The sequence below is a fragment of the Candidatus Paceibacterota bacterium genome, assembly GCA_035546035.1.
In the GTDB taxonomy this organism is placed as follows: Bacteria; Patescibacteriota; Minisyncoccia; order Phycocordibacterales; family UBA6065; genus UBA6065.
Genome location: DASZXC010000014.1, coordinates 21,423 through 35,285, shown reverse-complemented (window position 1 = coordinate 35,285; position 13,863 = coordinate 21,423). Strand labels below are relative to the sequence as shown.

The window sequence follows — 13,863 nt, the reverse complement described above, 5'->3', positions numbered from 1 at the left end:
TAATCTCTGTAAGCTATTCCGTCTTGATGCCGTAGTTCGTGGTATACGAGCCGTTGACGGCATTCGATGGGACCTGCATCTCGACGTGGATGTCTACCTGCCTGCCCGGCGTATTGCTATCCGCATCACCCGTAAGGATGAGGGCGCCCGAATACGCGTCAGCCGCGGCGATGGCTACGGTCGAGGTAGACTGGGCCTGCAAAGACCAGAACCTTATGTTGTCAGCCGCTGCGATATGGTCCGTGCCGTTCGAGTGAACCCAATCGGCGAACTTCATCGAAAGGCTCGTCTCGTCCGAAGGGACCGTCACATGGAAGATCCACGCCCAGCCGCTCCCGTATCCGCCTCCCGCCGTCGCGGTATCCGACGCCTGTTCGACGGATGTGACCGCGAGATCGGCGTCGCCACCGCCGGTAACCGTGCCGCCCATCGATCCGCCCGTATTCGAGCCTCCGTTATCGCCGCCGCTCTGGGCGCTTGAATCGATAGCGAGGGTATTCGAATCGGTGAATGCGACGACCGTCGAGGTCGCGCCGGCCTGATTCTGGAACATGCAGCTTAATGGAATCTGGCCTGCGGCTCGATCGGCAGATGTCGAGCCTATGGTATAGACCACCTTGTAGAGGCCGCCGGTAAGATTCTGGAACGACGATGCCACATTCACGTCGTTGACATTGCATGCTCCGCCGAGCGTGAGATTAGCGTCGCTCGACGTTGCGCTGAAATAGATATCGGCCGATTGTCCGTCGCTAAGCGTACCCGAGCTTGGGATGATGCTGACCGCAGAGATCAGCTGAGCACTCGTAACAGGAGAAGTCGTGGTTCCGCTGTTACCGTCATTGTCTCCTCCATTGCCGCCGCCGCTTCCTCCGTTGTTGCCGCCATTATCGCCTCCAGCGCCGTTTATCATGACGGCAAGAGAGTTCTGATCAGTGAATCCAGAGACAGCCGTTGTAGAGCCGGCACCGTTCTGGAATAGACAGCTTACCGGGATCTGGCCCGCGGCTCGGTCCGTATCTGATGCGCCGACGGTATAGACCACCTTATAAAGGCCATCCGTAAGATTCTGGAACGACGATGCGACGTCGACATTGTTGACCGTACATGCGCCGTTCAAAGCGACCTTACTATCATGGCCTCCCGCGGTGAAGTACACGTCGGCAGACTGGCCTTCGGATATCGTCCCGGAGTCAGGTACCGCCGACACAGACGCTATAAACGAAGCCGGCGTCGTCGTTCCCGCGCCGCCGCTTCCCGTCACGATACCGTCATTATTGGTATCGACCTTGACGCTGTTCGAATCCGTGAATGTGACCGCTTGCGCCGTCGAGGACGAAGCGTTTGCGAACGAACAATTGACGGGGATCTGGCCGGAGGCGCGTTCGGTATCCGAAGGACCTACGGTATAGACCACCTTGTAGAGGCCGCCGGTGAGATTCTGGAACGAAGGCGATACATCGACGTCGTTCACCGTACACGCGCCGTTCAAGGAAGCGGTGGCATCATGATTCGATGCGGTGAAATACACGTCCGCGCTCTGGCCTGACGTGAGCGCGCCCGTCGAAGGCACGATGCTCACCTGTTCTATGATGAAGCCGTTGTCCGCATGAGCGATGGACGCCGAGAAGAGGCTTGCGAAGCCTCCTACGGAGAGAGCCATGATCGCCAATGCGGAAAAAGCCTTCTGGGCTGCCTTAGGCTTTCCAAGTGCGAAATGATTCATATGACTTGTAAATATTAAGTCGGTTAAGGTTCCGCAAACAAAAAAAGCTCTTGCGAGCCTTGCGTTGGTATGTCCCACCCTGCTGCGGAGGTAAGGAAGGACTCGATCTGTAAAAGGCAGTTTAAGAGGCCTTTCATCCGCTAATACGTCAGGCCTCGACGGGATTGATTCAACGGATTAATATGAGAGGCGATGAAGAAAACCACTTGGGCGGTCATCGGCCTTTCGGCCCTCTTTCTAGCCGCGGGGCTTTGGGCAGGATACGGATACGGCATGTCCGTTCCCCGCCCCATTCCGAGCCGCGTCATTCGCGAGAATTCCGCCGACTATAGATTCATAAATCCGATCCTCCTCATCGGCTTCGGCGACAAGAGCAGTTTCCCTCAATACAAGGCTCTGGAGAGCCAGATCAAGTCGTTCATAGACAAAAGCGTCGCGCAGAGAGACGCGACGGACGTCTCGGTCTACGTGAGAGACATGGTGGATGAATCCTGGATGGGCGTGAACGAGACTGAGAAATACACTCCGTCGAGCATGCTCAAGGTGTCGATCATGATGGCCTACCAGAAGATACAGGAAGTCGACCCGACCATCATGACAGAGAAGCAGCTCTACACGTTCAAAGACGATCCGGGACAGAATTTCAAGCCGACGCACCCGCTTGCGACCGGCCGGTACAGCAACGCCGATCTCATCAAGGCCATGATCGAGGATTCCGATAATACCGCCGAAGAGGTCTTAAGCTCATATATATTGAACAGCGAACGACATAATGCCTTCGCGCAGATATTCGTAGACCTCCGCATGCCCTTGCCGACGGCGACGTCGGGACCGGATTTCCTCTCGGCGCAGGAATATTCGAGACTCTTCCGCGCGCTCTACAACGGAGCGTACCTGCCGAACTCGTTCTCGGAATACGCCCTCGACATGCTTTCCCATACGACATTCGATGGCGGCCTCGTCGCAGGCGTCCCCGCCGGAACGACGGTCGCGCATAAGTTCGGCGAGCAGACGACGCTCGACGACCTCACAGGGGCCGTCATCGAGCGCCAGCTCCATGATTGCGGCATCGTCTACAAGCCGAACGATCCCTATGTCGTCTGCGTTATGACTCGCGGCACTGATTTTTCGAAATTAAAGGCAGTGATCAGCTTAATTTCAAGCATTGTCTACCAAAACATAGGAAAGCCTGCGCGATAAGGCAGCGCGCTGAAACCCTGGAATACGATCGGTTCGTAATATCGGTGGCCCTCATTCGTTGAGGATTACCAATAACAAGCTTACATTATGAACCACACCATGAATGTCCGCAGCGCGCGCATGTTCTGGGCTCCGCTCATCCTCGCGGCAATAGGAGTCGCCGTGCTTGCGGCGGCGGCGAACGCCCAGACATATACCGCGACGTCGGTGTCGGCTATGTCAGGAACGACGGCCGGCATGCCTTCTTTCGCCTCTTCTCCTGACCTCACGATAGGATCGACGGGCGCGTATGTATACGACCTTCAGAGCTTCCTTGCGGAGCAAGGCTATCTGAGCGTCTATCCGACAGGATACTTCGGCGCGATGACCCAGTCGGCGCTCGCCGCATATCAGAGCGCCCATGGGGTCCCAGCGACCGGCTACTTCGGCCCGTTGAGCAAGGCCTCGATCACGGCCTGGATCGCGACCAGAAGCTCGACCGTCGCGATGAATGTCGGCACGTCCATCAACCCGGTCTCGACGAACGGAACGTCGGTTAGCACCTCGATGCTCGCTCCGCTCTTCCCTACGGGATACTGGTACCAGGGTAACTGGTACGGAGTTATTCCGACGAGCACGAAAGACATCGCCGGCTACTGGAATAACGGAGTCTGGTATCCGATCAATAACGTTCCCGGCATGAGCACGTCGGTCGCGACGGCCAATTCGGGCACGGGATATTGGTACAATGGGATCTTCTATCCGACGAGTTCGTCTAACGTCGGAGGGAATGCTTCTATCGACCAAGCCCAAGGCATCAGCTCTTCGACCCAGGCCGATAGCAGCGCAGCGAATGCGAGCAGTAGCTTCGGCGTCTCGAAATCAAACTGGAACCCGTATCCGGGAACCGTCACCGGCACGAGCGTAAGCATGAGCTGCGGTTATGAGACATCGAGCTCGGGTACGACATTTATTTGCCGCTAGCCGCTTTCAGGAAACGCCTCGCAAAAACGCCGAAAGGCGTTTTTGCTATACTTCAGACATGGCGGAGCGCGATGCGATATACGAAAAAGCGGTGTTCGCGAACGGCTGCTTCTGGTGCACCGAAGCGGTTTTCTCTATGCTTAAGGGAGTCATATCGGTAAAGCCGGGATATACGGGAGGAACCAAGGTTGATCCAACGTACGACGAAGTCTCGACGGGCCGAACAGGCCATGCCGAAGCGATCGAAATAGAATATGATCCGTCGGCCGTATCATATGACGACCTTCTCGCCGTATTCTTCAACACCCATGATCCGACGACGCTGAACCGCCAAGGCGCGGACGTGGGAACCCAATATCGCTCGGCGATCTTTTACGCCGACGACAGACAAAGGCAGAAAGCGGCGGGTCTGATCAAAGAATTGAATGATGCGAGAGCATACGACAAGCCTGTCGTAACGGACATACGGCCTCTTGATACGTTCTATGAGGCCGAGGATTATCATCACGACTATTACAAGAATAATAAAAGCGCGCCGTACTGCCAGATCGTCATCGCACCGAAGCTTGAAAAGTTCCAGAAGCGATTCGAAAAGCTCTTAAAATAAAAAATATGGACGAAAAAGAATTGAAGCAGAGGCTCACTCGGGAGGAATATCACGTCCTCCGCGAAAAAGGCACCGAAGCGCCGTTCAGCGGGAAGCTTTTGCACGAGAAGCGATCGGGCACGTACACATGCAAGGTCTGCGGCACGCCGCTCTTCCCCTCGACGGCGAAATTCGAAAGCGGTACAGGATGGCCGTCATTCGATCAGGCATTGCCCGGCGCGGTAAAAGAGGTCCCCGACAATGAATACGGCATGAATCGCGTCGAAATCGTCTGCGCCACCTGCGGCTCGCACCTGGGCCATGTATTCGCCGACGGACCTACGGCCACCGGCAAACGCTACTGCATGAATTCGGTGTGCCTAGATATAAATCCCGATCAGAGCGCTCATTGAGCGGATGAAAACTCTATTATCCACTCTATGCCGTATCTATCTCTGAACATGCCGAAATAAGTGCTCCAAGCGCTCTCGCTCATCGGGACTTCGATTTGCCCTCCCGCCGAGAGATCCTTGAATATGGCATCCGCCCGTTCCTTGCTGTCCGTACTGACGGAAATCTTGCTTCGGTTCTCGTTCTCGTTCACCTTGCCCATAGATGCGGGCACGTCGTTAGCCATCAATAGGCTGCCTTTGCCGATAGGCAGCGCTATGAGCATGATCTTCTCCGCGTCGGCGTCCGATACCGGGGATTCCTGACTCGCGACGTCTTTTAAACGGATGACTTTCGTAAAGTCGCCTCCGAATACCGATCTATAGAACATGAACGCCTCTTCGGCATTGCCGTTGAAGTTGATCCAAGGATTTATCGTTGTCATAGGACAACTATACCATTAAAGGGTAACTTGCCTGGCTCCTCGGCCTGGACTCGAACCAGGGACCCTCCCGTTAACAGCGGGACGCTCTACCGACTGAGCTACCGAGGAATGCTCTGCATAATAGCAGATTTACGGCCTCCCGCAACGTGTTTATGAAGAAATCGCCCTCCTCGAACGTATAAACTATAATGGACATGCCATGGCCGATGAATTCATAACCGGGACGGAAAAAGGCTTGAGTGCCGCGCGGGAGGACGCGGCCCTTGTCCAGAGAGCGCTCGAATCGAGCGAAGAGTTCGGCCGCATCATCGAAAAGTATCAAGAGCCTTTGCGCCGCTATATCCGCCGCATCGCCCGCCCCACCCCGGACGAGCTCGACATGCTCCTTCAAGACATATTCATAAAGGCGTACGAGAACCTCAACGACTTCGACCAGGACCTCTCGTTCTCCTCGTGGGTATACCGAATCGCCCATAACGAATCGATAGATCACCTCCGCCGGAAGAAGCATGTCGGCGCATCTCTCGACGACCAGGCGTATGACGACGACACGATGACGCTCGCCGAGACGATGGCCGCCGACGACGACGTCCTCGCCGAAGTCGACCGCGACTACGTCAAGAAGAACATCACGTCGGTCCTCGACCGGCTCGAGCCGAAATATCGGTCGGTCCTCGTCCTTAAGTTCCTCGAAGACAAAGACTATAACGACATATCAGATATCCTGCGCAAGCCCCCCGGGACCGTGGCTACGCTTATCCACCGGGCCAAGAAGGAATTCAAGAGGCTCGCGGATGAAGGAGGAATGCACTTAGGAGGGCTATGAGAAAGACCATGACGCTACAAGAACAAATTTTGAAGAGAATAAAGGCGGACAAGGTCAGGCCAACGCCGAAGACGTACTTCCGCGTCCGCGACTATATCCTCTGGGTGCTTCTCGGCGTGTTCGCCGCGGCGCTCTCGCTCGGCTTCGGCATGATCATATTCATGGTCTTCGGCACCGACCGGACGATATTCGCCAAGCTCGGCCTCTCCTTCTCCGAGCGCCTCCTCTATTCGATCCCCGTCTTCTGGATCGCCGCAACGATCGCCGTCGCCGCGGCGGCGTATATCAATTTCAGGCGCACGAGGAAAGGCTATCGCGTGACGGCGCGGCAGTTCGCCCTTATCGCCGGGATCGTCGCCGTCGCGTTCGGATCGGTGCTCTATACCCTCAACGTGGCGAAATATGTGAACAAAGCAGCCGCAGAGAACATACCCATATATTCGACGGTGGTTCCTCTCAATACCGAGACGTGGTTCGATCCGGAGCACGGCCTTCTTTCAGGTTCGATCAAAGCGAAGGAATCGGATGACCAATTCACGCTCCGCGACCAGAATTTCGACCTCTGGGAAGTGACGGGAGACGGCGTCGCGCTTGTGCCGGCAGGATTCAAGTTTCAGACCGGCGACCGCGTCAAGATCATCGGCAAGAAGACAGGCGACCTCACGTTCCGGGCAGTCGAGATCAGGCCGTTCGAGACGGAGATACGGAAAGAGCAGGCCACGACCACGCGCTAGCCGGCCGATCAACGAACGGTGACGGTCACGCGCTAGCCGGCCGATCAACGAACGGTGACGGTCACGCGGATATCCTGGTTCAGGCGGTCGTAGAACGAGAGGGAGCCGCTCTGGCGGAAGACCAGGGCATAGCTCTCGCCCTTTCGTATCTCGCCCGATGCGAGGCGGGCTTCCCTCCTTTGCGATCGATCTTCCGCCATGTCGTGGCGGCTGTCGTCTTTGACGACGAAGACGACCTGCTCGCCCTGCCGCACTTCGATCGAAGAAGGCTCGGCCCTGTCGGCATAGAGAGCTATCTCCGCATTATGGCCGCCGGCAAGAAAAGCGGCTGCAGCGTTGAGCGCGTCAGATCCTATTCTATGCGAAAGCGCGTACGTTGCGAGAGAGACGAGAGCGAAAAGGATCCAAAGGAGGGCTAATTTGAATCCGCGGGAAGCGAAGGACGGCTGGCGAATGGAATGGCTCATAAATGCATACCGGGGAGCGCCCCTATATCGCGGCACGGTCGCCCGATTTAACCTCATTATAGATTTAAAGCATTATGGGGCCGCTGTGGATAAACAGCGGCGGCTTTTTCCAGTAGAGTAAGCGCATGGAAAACGAGAACCTCTCTATGAGCGCGAACCGGCTCGACGTCGAGATTCAAAGGCGGGGCCTGGCGCGCTCCCGGTCGGCCGCGAGCGACCTCATCAAGCGCGGAAAAGTGACCGTGAACGGCGCGGCCGCGGCCAAGGCGAGCATGGATATCTCGCCTGACGATGCGATAGCGGTCGCCGGAGACGCGGCATTCGTCAGTCGCGCGGGGGAAAAGCTCGCCCACGCGCTTTCGACATTCCGCATAGACGCGCGAGGACTGACCGCCATCGACGTCGGTTCGTCTACCGGGGGCTTCACCGATTGCCTTTTGAGAAACGGCGCTGAAAAGGTCATCGCCATAGACGTGGGGAAAGGACAGTTGGATCAGTCGCTCCGTTCCGACCCCCGCGTCGAAGCCCATGAAGAGACCGATATTCGCGATTTTTCGACGGATTCCCCCGCCGACATCGTCGTCGCGGACCTCTCGTTCATATCGGTCGGGCTCGCCCTGCCGAAAATATGCGAGCTCGTAAAGAAAGGAGGCCGAGCGATCATCCTCGTCAAGCCGCAATTCGAGGTCGGCAAAGAAATCGCCGACAAGTATAAAGGAGTGGTCACCGATGAGGCTGTCCGGAAAAGCGCCCTCGAGAAAGTCGTCGCCTCCGCAAAGGAAAGCGGCTTCTCGTTCATAGCCCAAACCGACTCTCCTATCGAGGGCGAGAAGGGTAATAAGGAATACCTCGTCCTCCTCAAGCGCTAACGTTGCCGAAGGAGGATTTGCGTGTTAGATTCTTTTTATCTTTGTTCTTTCACGTCAACAATAAACCCTAAAACCATAGGAGGTTAGTTTGCAATCTGAACAGATTACACATGCGCTGAAACACGTAACCCTTATCCTCCTTGCGGGCCGTCCCGGCGCCGGCAAGGAGTTTACGGGCGAACTGCTTACGCCGAGACTCGGCAAGACCGCCCTGGTCGTGACGAGCAAGGCCATCGACGACTTCATCAACGCGCCTCGGAACGGCGGCGACGAGGGAGAGAGCGCGATGGTCAAGACCGCCCGCTCGTTCAGGGAATCGGGCAACAACGTCCCGGATGAATACGTGATCCCCATCGTCCTTGCCCGGATCGCCGAGCTCGAGGCTGAAGGCTACACCCGTATCATCCTCGACGGCTTTCCTCGGAACGACGTCCAGAACGAGGAGATCGGCAAGGTAAGCAGCCGCTTCGTGATGTGCTATCTCGAGATCGAACGGCGAATCGCGATCGAGCGCATGCTCAAACGCGGCCGTCAGGGCGAAACCCTCGATATGTGCAATACGCGGCAGGACCTGTTCGAAAGGACTCTTCTTCCCGTGGTCCAGGCGTTCGCGGGAAGATATCCGAGCCGCTACCTCGAGATCAATTCCGGCATCCATGAGCCGGAAGCGCGGGTGGCGATCGCTCATCAGCGCATCCTCGAATTGGAAACGACGTTCGCGGACGCATGATCTGCAAGGCCCCTATCGACAAGATAGGGGCCTTTTCTATGCGGAATGGTATATTGACTCCGATACGACTTCATGAGATTATCTCGAACGGCAAGCTCTTTCCCAAAAGAGGCGTACCTAAACTCAAAACGCAGAAAACCGCAGTTACCTCAATATGCTCACACGTCCAGACAGGCAAGAACCGACCTCATCCTCCGTCTCCAGACCCGTCGCCAAGACCGCCGTTCTCATCGGCATAAGCCCCCTCTGCCAGGACCGCTCCCATGGGCGGAATCTGGCCGCAGATCTGACGGGACCCGAACAGCGGCCCATCGTCTATATCGGACCGGGCAGCCTTCCGACGACGGCCGGCGGCGACAGGCTGCACGCGGTAAAGGTCGCGATTCTGAAAAACAGAGCGCTCCCCTTCCTCGTGATCGATAGCGATGTCCTCTCGGCCGGGGAATTGGACAGCGTTCTCGCCTTTCTTTCGGACCGCTGCTTCCAGATCCAGTCTGTCGTCATCATGACGTCGGCCGGGATCAAGGAAGAGGCGCGAACGAACGAGGTGGCCCGATTCGAGATCGAGAACGTGACGATCCACGAGAAGCTCAAGGAGCGCGGCGATCCCGCCTTCGAGATCGACCTCGCGCAGGCTCGGCACGCGCCTTTCGTCCGCAGCCTCGTCGAAAGGTTCGCCCGCACCGGCGACATTCCGGCCATCTCGCAGCAGGCGGCAGAGCCCCTTCCGGCGGTCACGCGCCGGAAATCGTCCTCTCCGCCGGCGCTCCCCGCGATAGGAATGGTTCCCGCGGCATAGGACGCGCCCGCACAGGCAAGCTTTCAAAGCCCTTTTGACAAAAAAGGGCTTTTTTGTTTAAATAGAGCTCCATAAAGAGCTGCGGCTCATTTTTTATTTTCCCTAGAAACCCATGCAGATCAGGAACATAGCCATCATCGCCCACGTGGACCACGGCAAGACCACGCTCATGGACGGCATCATGAAGCAGTCCGGCGTCGCCAAGGAAGGCTTTTCCATGGACTCGAACGCTCTCGAGCAGGAGCGCGGCATCACCATCTATGCCAAGAACGCTTCGATAAATTATAAAGGCACCAAGATCAATATCATCGACACTCCCGGACACGCCGATTTCGGCTCCGAAGTCGAGCGCGTGCTCCGCTCCATCGATACCGTCCTCCTTCTCGTAGACGCCCAGGAAGGCCCTATGCCCCAGACCCGTTTCGTGCTCAAAAAGTCCCTCGAATTGGGAATGAGGCCGATCGTCCTCATAAACAAGATCGATAAACCTGCGGCGCGCCCAAAAGAAGTCCTCGACGAGATCCTGGAACTCTTCATCGAGCTCGAAGCGACCGACGCTCAGCTCGATTTCACCACGATCTATTCGATCGGCCGTCAGGGCATAGCCAAGCGGAACCTCACTGACGAATCGAAGGATCTCACTCCCCTTCTCGACGCAATCCTCGAGCTCGTCCCTCCGGCTCCTTCCAATACCGAAGCGCCCCTCCGTATGCAGCCATTCAACCTCGCATACGATTCCTATACCGGGCGACTCGGCCTTGGCCGCGTCTATGAGGGCAAGATCAAGGTCGGCCAGAACGTCTTTATCAAGAAGCCAACCGGCGAGGCGCGCCAGGGCAAGGTGACCAAGCTCTATTCGTTCGAAGGCCTCGACCGCAAAGAGGTCAACGAAGCAGGGGCGGGCGACATCGTCATGGTGGCCGGCCTCCCTGATATCTTCATCGGCGAGACGATCTGCGAGAGCGCGGGCCAAGAGCCCCTTCATGCCATCAACGTGGACGAGCCGACCATCGCCCTTAACTTCCTCGTCAATAACTCGCCTTTCGCGGGACGCGAAGGCAAATTCGTCACCACCCGCCAAATCCGCGAGCGCCTTGAGAAGGAGCTCGAGGTCAATGTGGGCCTTAAGATCGATTTCTCCCCTGCTCCGGGCGAGACGATCCCCGGCGTCGATACGTTCAAGGTCTACGGCCGCGGCGAGCTCCATATCTCCATCCTGCTCGAGACCATGCGTCGCGAGGGCTTCGAATTGCAGGTCTCCCAGCCGCAGGTAATCGTCAAAGAGATCGACGGCGTCAAATCGGAGCCGTTCGAAGAGGTGACCGCCGACGTCCGAAACGACGTATCGGGCGAAGTCATCCGCAAGCTCTCCCAGAGGAAGGGCATCATGACCAATATGCGAGAGCATGAAGGCATCACCCGCCTCACCTTCGAGATCCCGACGCGCGGCCTCCTCGGCTATCGCGGCGAATTCGTCGTGGATACGCGCGGGGAAGGTATCCTCTCCGCCCGCTTCATCGGTTTCAGGCCTCACGTCGGCGTCATCGAGAAGCACGAATTCGGATCGATGATCTCCATGGAGAACGGCGACGCCGTCGGCTTCGCCCTCTGGAACCTCCAGGAGCGCGGCACTCTCTATATCGGCGCGGGCGTTCCCGTGTACGAAGGCATGCTCATCGGCAACACGTCGAAAGGCGACGATCTCGAAGTCAATCCATGCAAAGGCAAGGTCATGTCGAACTACCGATCTGCAGGCAAGGACGAAGCCATAGACCTCATCCCTCCGTTCACTCTCACCATCGAGCGAGGCCTCGAGATCATGCACGAAAGCGACTTCCTCGAGATCACCCCTGAATCGGTCCGCCTCCGCAAGCAGTATCTGAAAAAGGCCGACCGCGAGAAAGCGAAGAAGAAGGTATAAAAAGAACCCGCATTATGCGGGTTCTTGCGTGATGTGCGCGGAGACGGGCTTCGAGAGCACGCCCCGGAGCTCGTCGAGCCGGTCGATCGCCTCGAAGAGCGGCCGATCCAGACGCTCGACATACAGGCGCTCTCGCTCTCTCCACTGACCGTATTCGCGGGCCTCCTTGCTGAACGGCTTGAGAGGCTTATCTCTAAGGCCTTCTTTCTGCAGGTCTTCCATCCATTTCATATGCTTCTGGAGCCCGTCGCCCCAAGCGATAAGCCTCTCCGATTCGAGGCGGATATCGCGGGCGAATGCCCGCCCTTCGCCGCCGCCTTCGTCATAGAGCCTCCGCAGATCCGCCAAGAACGGCTCGACGGCAGAGAGGAATGCCCTGGCGTCGCCGGAATGCTGATTCATAATAAAAGATCCTTTCGTTGAAGTGGTCCTCCCACATGATAGCAAAAGCCGCCCTCTATTTTCACAGGGGCGGCTTTTGTCTTGCAGGAATTAGAAGCTCCTGCGGTTGCTGTCGAACGACCTTCGAGGGCGCTCCTCCATAGGCTTCGCCTCGTTGACCTTGATAGGTCGGCCTTCGAAATCCTTGCCGTCGAAAGCCGCGATCGCCTTGTCGGCATCAGCGTCTTCCATCGTCACGAAGCCGAAGCCTCGCGAACGGCCGGTCATCTTGTCGGTGAGAACGATCGCCTCGATGACGGAACCCGCCTTCTCGAAGCCTGCCTTGAGGCTCTCCGAAGTCGTGCCGTACGAGAGGTTGCCCACGTAAAGTTTCTTTGCCATGTATGACTTGTATTTCTTATAACTCCCGTCCGACCTGCCTTTGGCTTAAACTTTCGCTCTCACCACTGACACTGACGATTAGCCACGAGTATAGACGATTATAGCCGCCAGGTCAAACGTTGTTTGACAAATATTTAAAATGTGTGAATGTATAGTCCTATGGCAGACAAACCGGCGGCAAAAAGATCATATATAAAGGAAGTCGCCGACTTCTACTTCGCGCCCGACATCCGATCGATCGGCACGCTCGCATACCTTGGCGTTTTCGGCTATTTCACGCTCTATCACGTTGATAATCTCTTCCTTGCGGTACGCTTCCTCCTGTACGTTATCCTCGGGCATACCGCGCTCACGGGCGTCGCGTTTCTTTTCACCGGCATGGCGTTCGTCGTCGCGCTCGTGCTCCCCTTCTTCATATCGTTCTACTCGATCTTCGTCCTCCACCGCGTCTGGGACAAGCCGACCTGGGCCGCATACGTGAAATGGCTCATGACGATCCTTATCGCCCTCGGCAGCACGTTCGTCATCATCGTTTCCGACAGCGCCGCGCGGATCTCCGCACGACAGCCTTCTATGCAGAGCTTCGTCGAGGACGCGAATATAGCGAACCGCATCTAAAAACCGGCCGAAGCCGTTTTTATTTTATAGAGTCCGCTATGTTGTAGCTCCCTACTCTCGTGCGGAGTATGGAGACCGTGACGGCGCCTATGCCGAGGTCTCGACCGACGTCAGAGACGAGCTGGCGGACATAGAATCCGCTTCCGCACGAGACGCGGGCCTTGTATATCATGAACGCGTCAGGCGCCCCATCGGCGAAATAGAGGTCCCATGCTTTCAAAATCTCGTCCTGCCTAAAATCGCCCTGAACGGCGCTTATGTCTTTGTATATCATCTCCACGAACCGGTCTTTCGGTATGCTTCGCGAAGAGACGAGCTCGATGTCTTTTGCCTCAACGACATGGATCGGAATATCCTTTTCCGCGAGCTTGCCTTTGCGGGCCAATTCGAATAACGGCACGCCATCGAGGACCTTCGATGAATACGGCGGATATTTCTGCTCGATCTTGCCGGTATATTTTTTGAGAGCGCCCGCGACGATAGCCTCTGAAACGCCGCTCACGGCTTTCGCCAAAGGTCCAGAGGCGATCTTGCCCAATACATCGAACGTATCGGTCTCGACGCCCAGTATGAATTCGAATTCGTAGTCTTTGTCCAAGCCCGTATAGGCTTCCCTCTCCTTGTTCTTTTCGCCCGAAAGCACGACTAGAACGCCTTCGGCCATAGGGTCGAGCCTACCGGCATAGGTCATACGCGTCTTGGCGTATTCCGGATAGGCTTTGACGTACCTTTCCACGGTCTGGAGAGGCGTCTCGCTCTTCTTCTTATAGAGATTCAGTACCGGGTCCATAAGCATATGCTACAATGCC

The 13,863-nt window shown here is 56.7% G+C and carries 17 protein-coding genes and 1 tRNA gene; 11 read left to right on the top strand and 7 right to left on the bottom strand.

All coding sequences use genetic code 11. From position 1 onward, the window contains the following. Window positions 1-13 precede the first annotated feature (13 nt). The gene (locus VHE10_03725; protein ID HVU06865.1) at window positions 14-1,723 is read right to left on the bottom strand and encodes a hypothetical protein; all 1,710 of its coding nucleotides are present in this window, start codon (window positions 1,721-1,723) and stop codon (window positions 14-16) included. A 192-nt stretch (window positions 1,724-1,915) separates the two neighbouring features. On the opposite strand from VHE10_03725, the gene VHE10_03720 reads away from it, so the two are divergent. The 4 genes from VHE10_03720 to msrB all read left to right on the top strand — a co-directional run bounded on the left by VHE10_03720 (window position 1,916) and on the right by msrB (window position 4,885). Then, on the top strand, window positions 1,916-2,923 hold the full coding sequence (locus VHE10_03720) for a serine hydrolase (GenBank protein ID HVU06864.1): 1,008 nt from the start codon (window positions 1,916-1,918) through the stop codon (window positions 2,921-2,923). 87 nt (window positions 2,924-3,010) lie between these two features. After that, window positions 3,011-3,886, top strand: coding sequence for a peptidoglycan-binding domain-containing protein (locus VHE10_03715; GenBank protein HVU06863.1), 876 nt, complete (start codon window positions 3,011-3,013; stop codon window positions 3,884-3,886). A gap of 58 nt (window positions 3,887-3,944) precedes the next feature. After that, a complete protein-coding gene (gene msrA, locus VHE10_03710; GenBank protein HVU06862.1) occupies window positions 3,945-4,493 on the top strand; it encodes a peptide-methionine (S)-S-oxide reductase MsrA in 549 nt (182 codons plus the stop codon). A gap of 5 nt (window positions 4,494-4,498) precedes the next feature. Then, window positions 4,499-4,885 carry a peptide-methionine (R)-S-oxide reductase MsrB gene (gene msrB, locus VHE10_03705; protein ID HVU06861.1) on the top strand — a complete coding sequence of 129 codons (387 nt, stop codon included), beginning with the start codon at window positions 4,499-4,501 and terminating at the stop codon, window positions 4,883-4,885. On the opposite strand, the gene VHE10_03700 is transcribed toward msrB, so the two are convergent. After that, window positions 4,879-5,307, bottom strand: coding sequence for a VOC family protein (locus VHE10_03700; protein HVU06860.1), 429 nt, complete (start codon window positions 5,305-5,307; stop codon window positions 4,879-4,881). The two genes, msrB and VHE10_03700, sit on opposite strands and share 7 nt — an antisense overlap. Before the next feature lie 32 nt (window positions 5,308-5,339). After that, a tRNA-Asn gene (locus tag VHE10_03695) sits at window positions 5,340-5,415 on the bottom strand. A gap of 91 nt (window positions 5,416-5,506) precedes the next feature. Here VHE10_03695 and VHE10_03690 point away from each other — a divergent pair. Both VHE10_03690 and VHE10_03685 read left to right on the top strand, forming a co-directional pair. Further along, a complete protein-coding gene (locus VHE10_03690) occupies window positions 5,507-6,133 on the top strand; it encodes a sigma-70 family RNA polymerase sigma factor (protein ID HVU06859.1) in 627 nt (208 codons plus the stop codon). 8 nt (window positions 6,134-6,141) lie between these two features. Beyond that, a complete protein-coding gene (locus VHE10_03685) occupies window positions 6,142-6,867 on the top strand; it encodes a hypothetical protein (GenBank protein HVU06858.1) in 726 nt (241 codons plus the stop codon). Between the two features lie 44 nt (window positions 6,868-6,911). On the opposite strand, the gene VHE10_03680 is transcribed toward VHE10_03685, so the two are convergent. Beyond that, window positions 6,912-7,334 (bottom strand): hypothetical protein, encoded by a 423-nt coding sequence (locus tag VHE10_03680; GenBank protein ID HVU06857.1) that lies wholly within the window; start codon window positions 7,332-7,334, stop codon window positions 6,912-6,914. 125 nt (window positions 7,335-7,459) lie between these two features. On the opposite strand from VHE10_03680, the gene VHE10_03675 reads away from it, so the two are divergent. From VHE10_03675 to typA, 4 genes are all read left to right on the top strand, one after another. Next, the gene (locus VHE10_03675; GenBank protein HVU06856.1) at window positions 7,460-8,203 is read left to right on the top strand and encodes a TlyA family RNA methyltransferase; all 744 of its coding nucleotides are present in this window, start codon (window positions 7,460-7,462) and stop codon (window positions 8,201-8,203) included. Between the two features lie 88 nt (window positions 8,204-8,291). Continuing rightward, window positions 8,292-8,933 (top strand): nucleoside monophosphate kinase, encoded by a 642-nt coding sequence (locus VHE10_03670; GenBank protein HVU06855.1) that lies wholly within the window; start codon window positions 8,292-8,294, stop codon window positions 8,931-8,933. A 154-nt stretch (window positions 8,934-9,087) separates the two neighbouring features. Continuing rightward, window positions 9,088-9,732 (top strand): hypothetical protein, encoded by a 645-nt coding sequence (locus tag VHE10_03665; GenBank protein ID HVU06854.1) that lies wholly within the window; start codon window positions 9,088-9,090, stop codon window positions 9,730-9,732. A gap of 112 nt (window positions 9,733-9,844) precedes the next feature. Then, on the top strand, window positions 9,845-11,653 hold the full coding sequence (gene typA / locus VHE10_03660; GenBank protein HVU06853.1) for a translational GTPase TypA: 1,809 nt from the start codon (window positions 9,845-9,847) through the stop codon (window positions 11,651-11,653). 12 nt (window positions 11,654-11,665) lie between these two features. Here typA and VHE10_03655 read toward each other — a convergent pair whose 3' ends face one another. Both VHE10_03655 and VHE10_03650 read right to left on the bottom strand, forming a co-directional pair. Continuing rightward, window positions 11,666-12,055, bottom strand: a complete 390-nt coding sequence (locus tag VHE10_03655) for a hypothetical protein (protein HVU06852.1) — start codon at window positions 12,053-12,055, stop codon at window positions 11,666-11,668. 90 nt (window positions 12,056-12,145) lie between these two features. Continuing rightward, a complete protein-coding gene (locus tag VHE10_03650) occupies window positions 12,146-12,436 on the bottom strand; it encodes an RNA-binding protein (GenBank protein ID HVU06851.1) in 291 nt (96 codons plus the stop codon). Between the two features lie 159 nt (window positions 12,437-12,595). Between VHE10_03650 and VHE10_03645 the strand changes: the two genes are divergently transcribed. After that, window positions 12,596-13,054 (top strand): hypothetical protein, encoded by a 459-nt coding sequence (locus VHE10_03645; GenBank protein ID HVU06850.1) that lies wholly within the window; start codon window positions 12,596-12,598, stop codon window positions 13,052-13,054. Window positions 13,055-13,073: 19 nt separating this feature from the next. On the opposite strand, the gene VHE10_03640 is transcribed toward VHE10_03645, so the two are convergent. Then, a complete protein-coding gene (locus tag VHE10_03640) occupies window positions 13,074-13,844 on the bottom strand; it encodes a hypothetical protein (protein ID HVU06849.1) in 771 nt (256 codons plus the stop codon). Window positions 13,845-13,863: the final 19 nt, after the last annotated feature.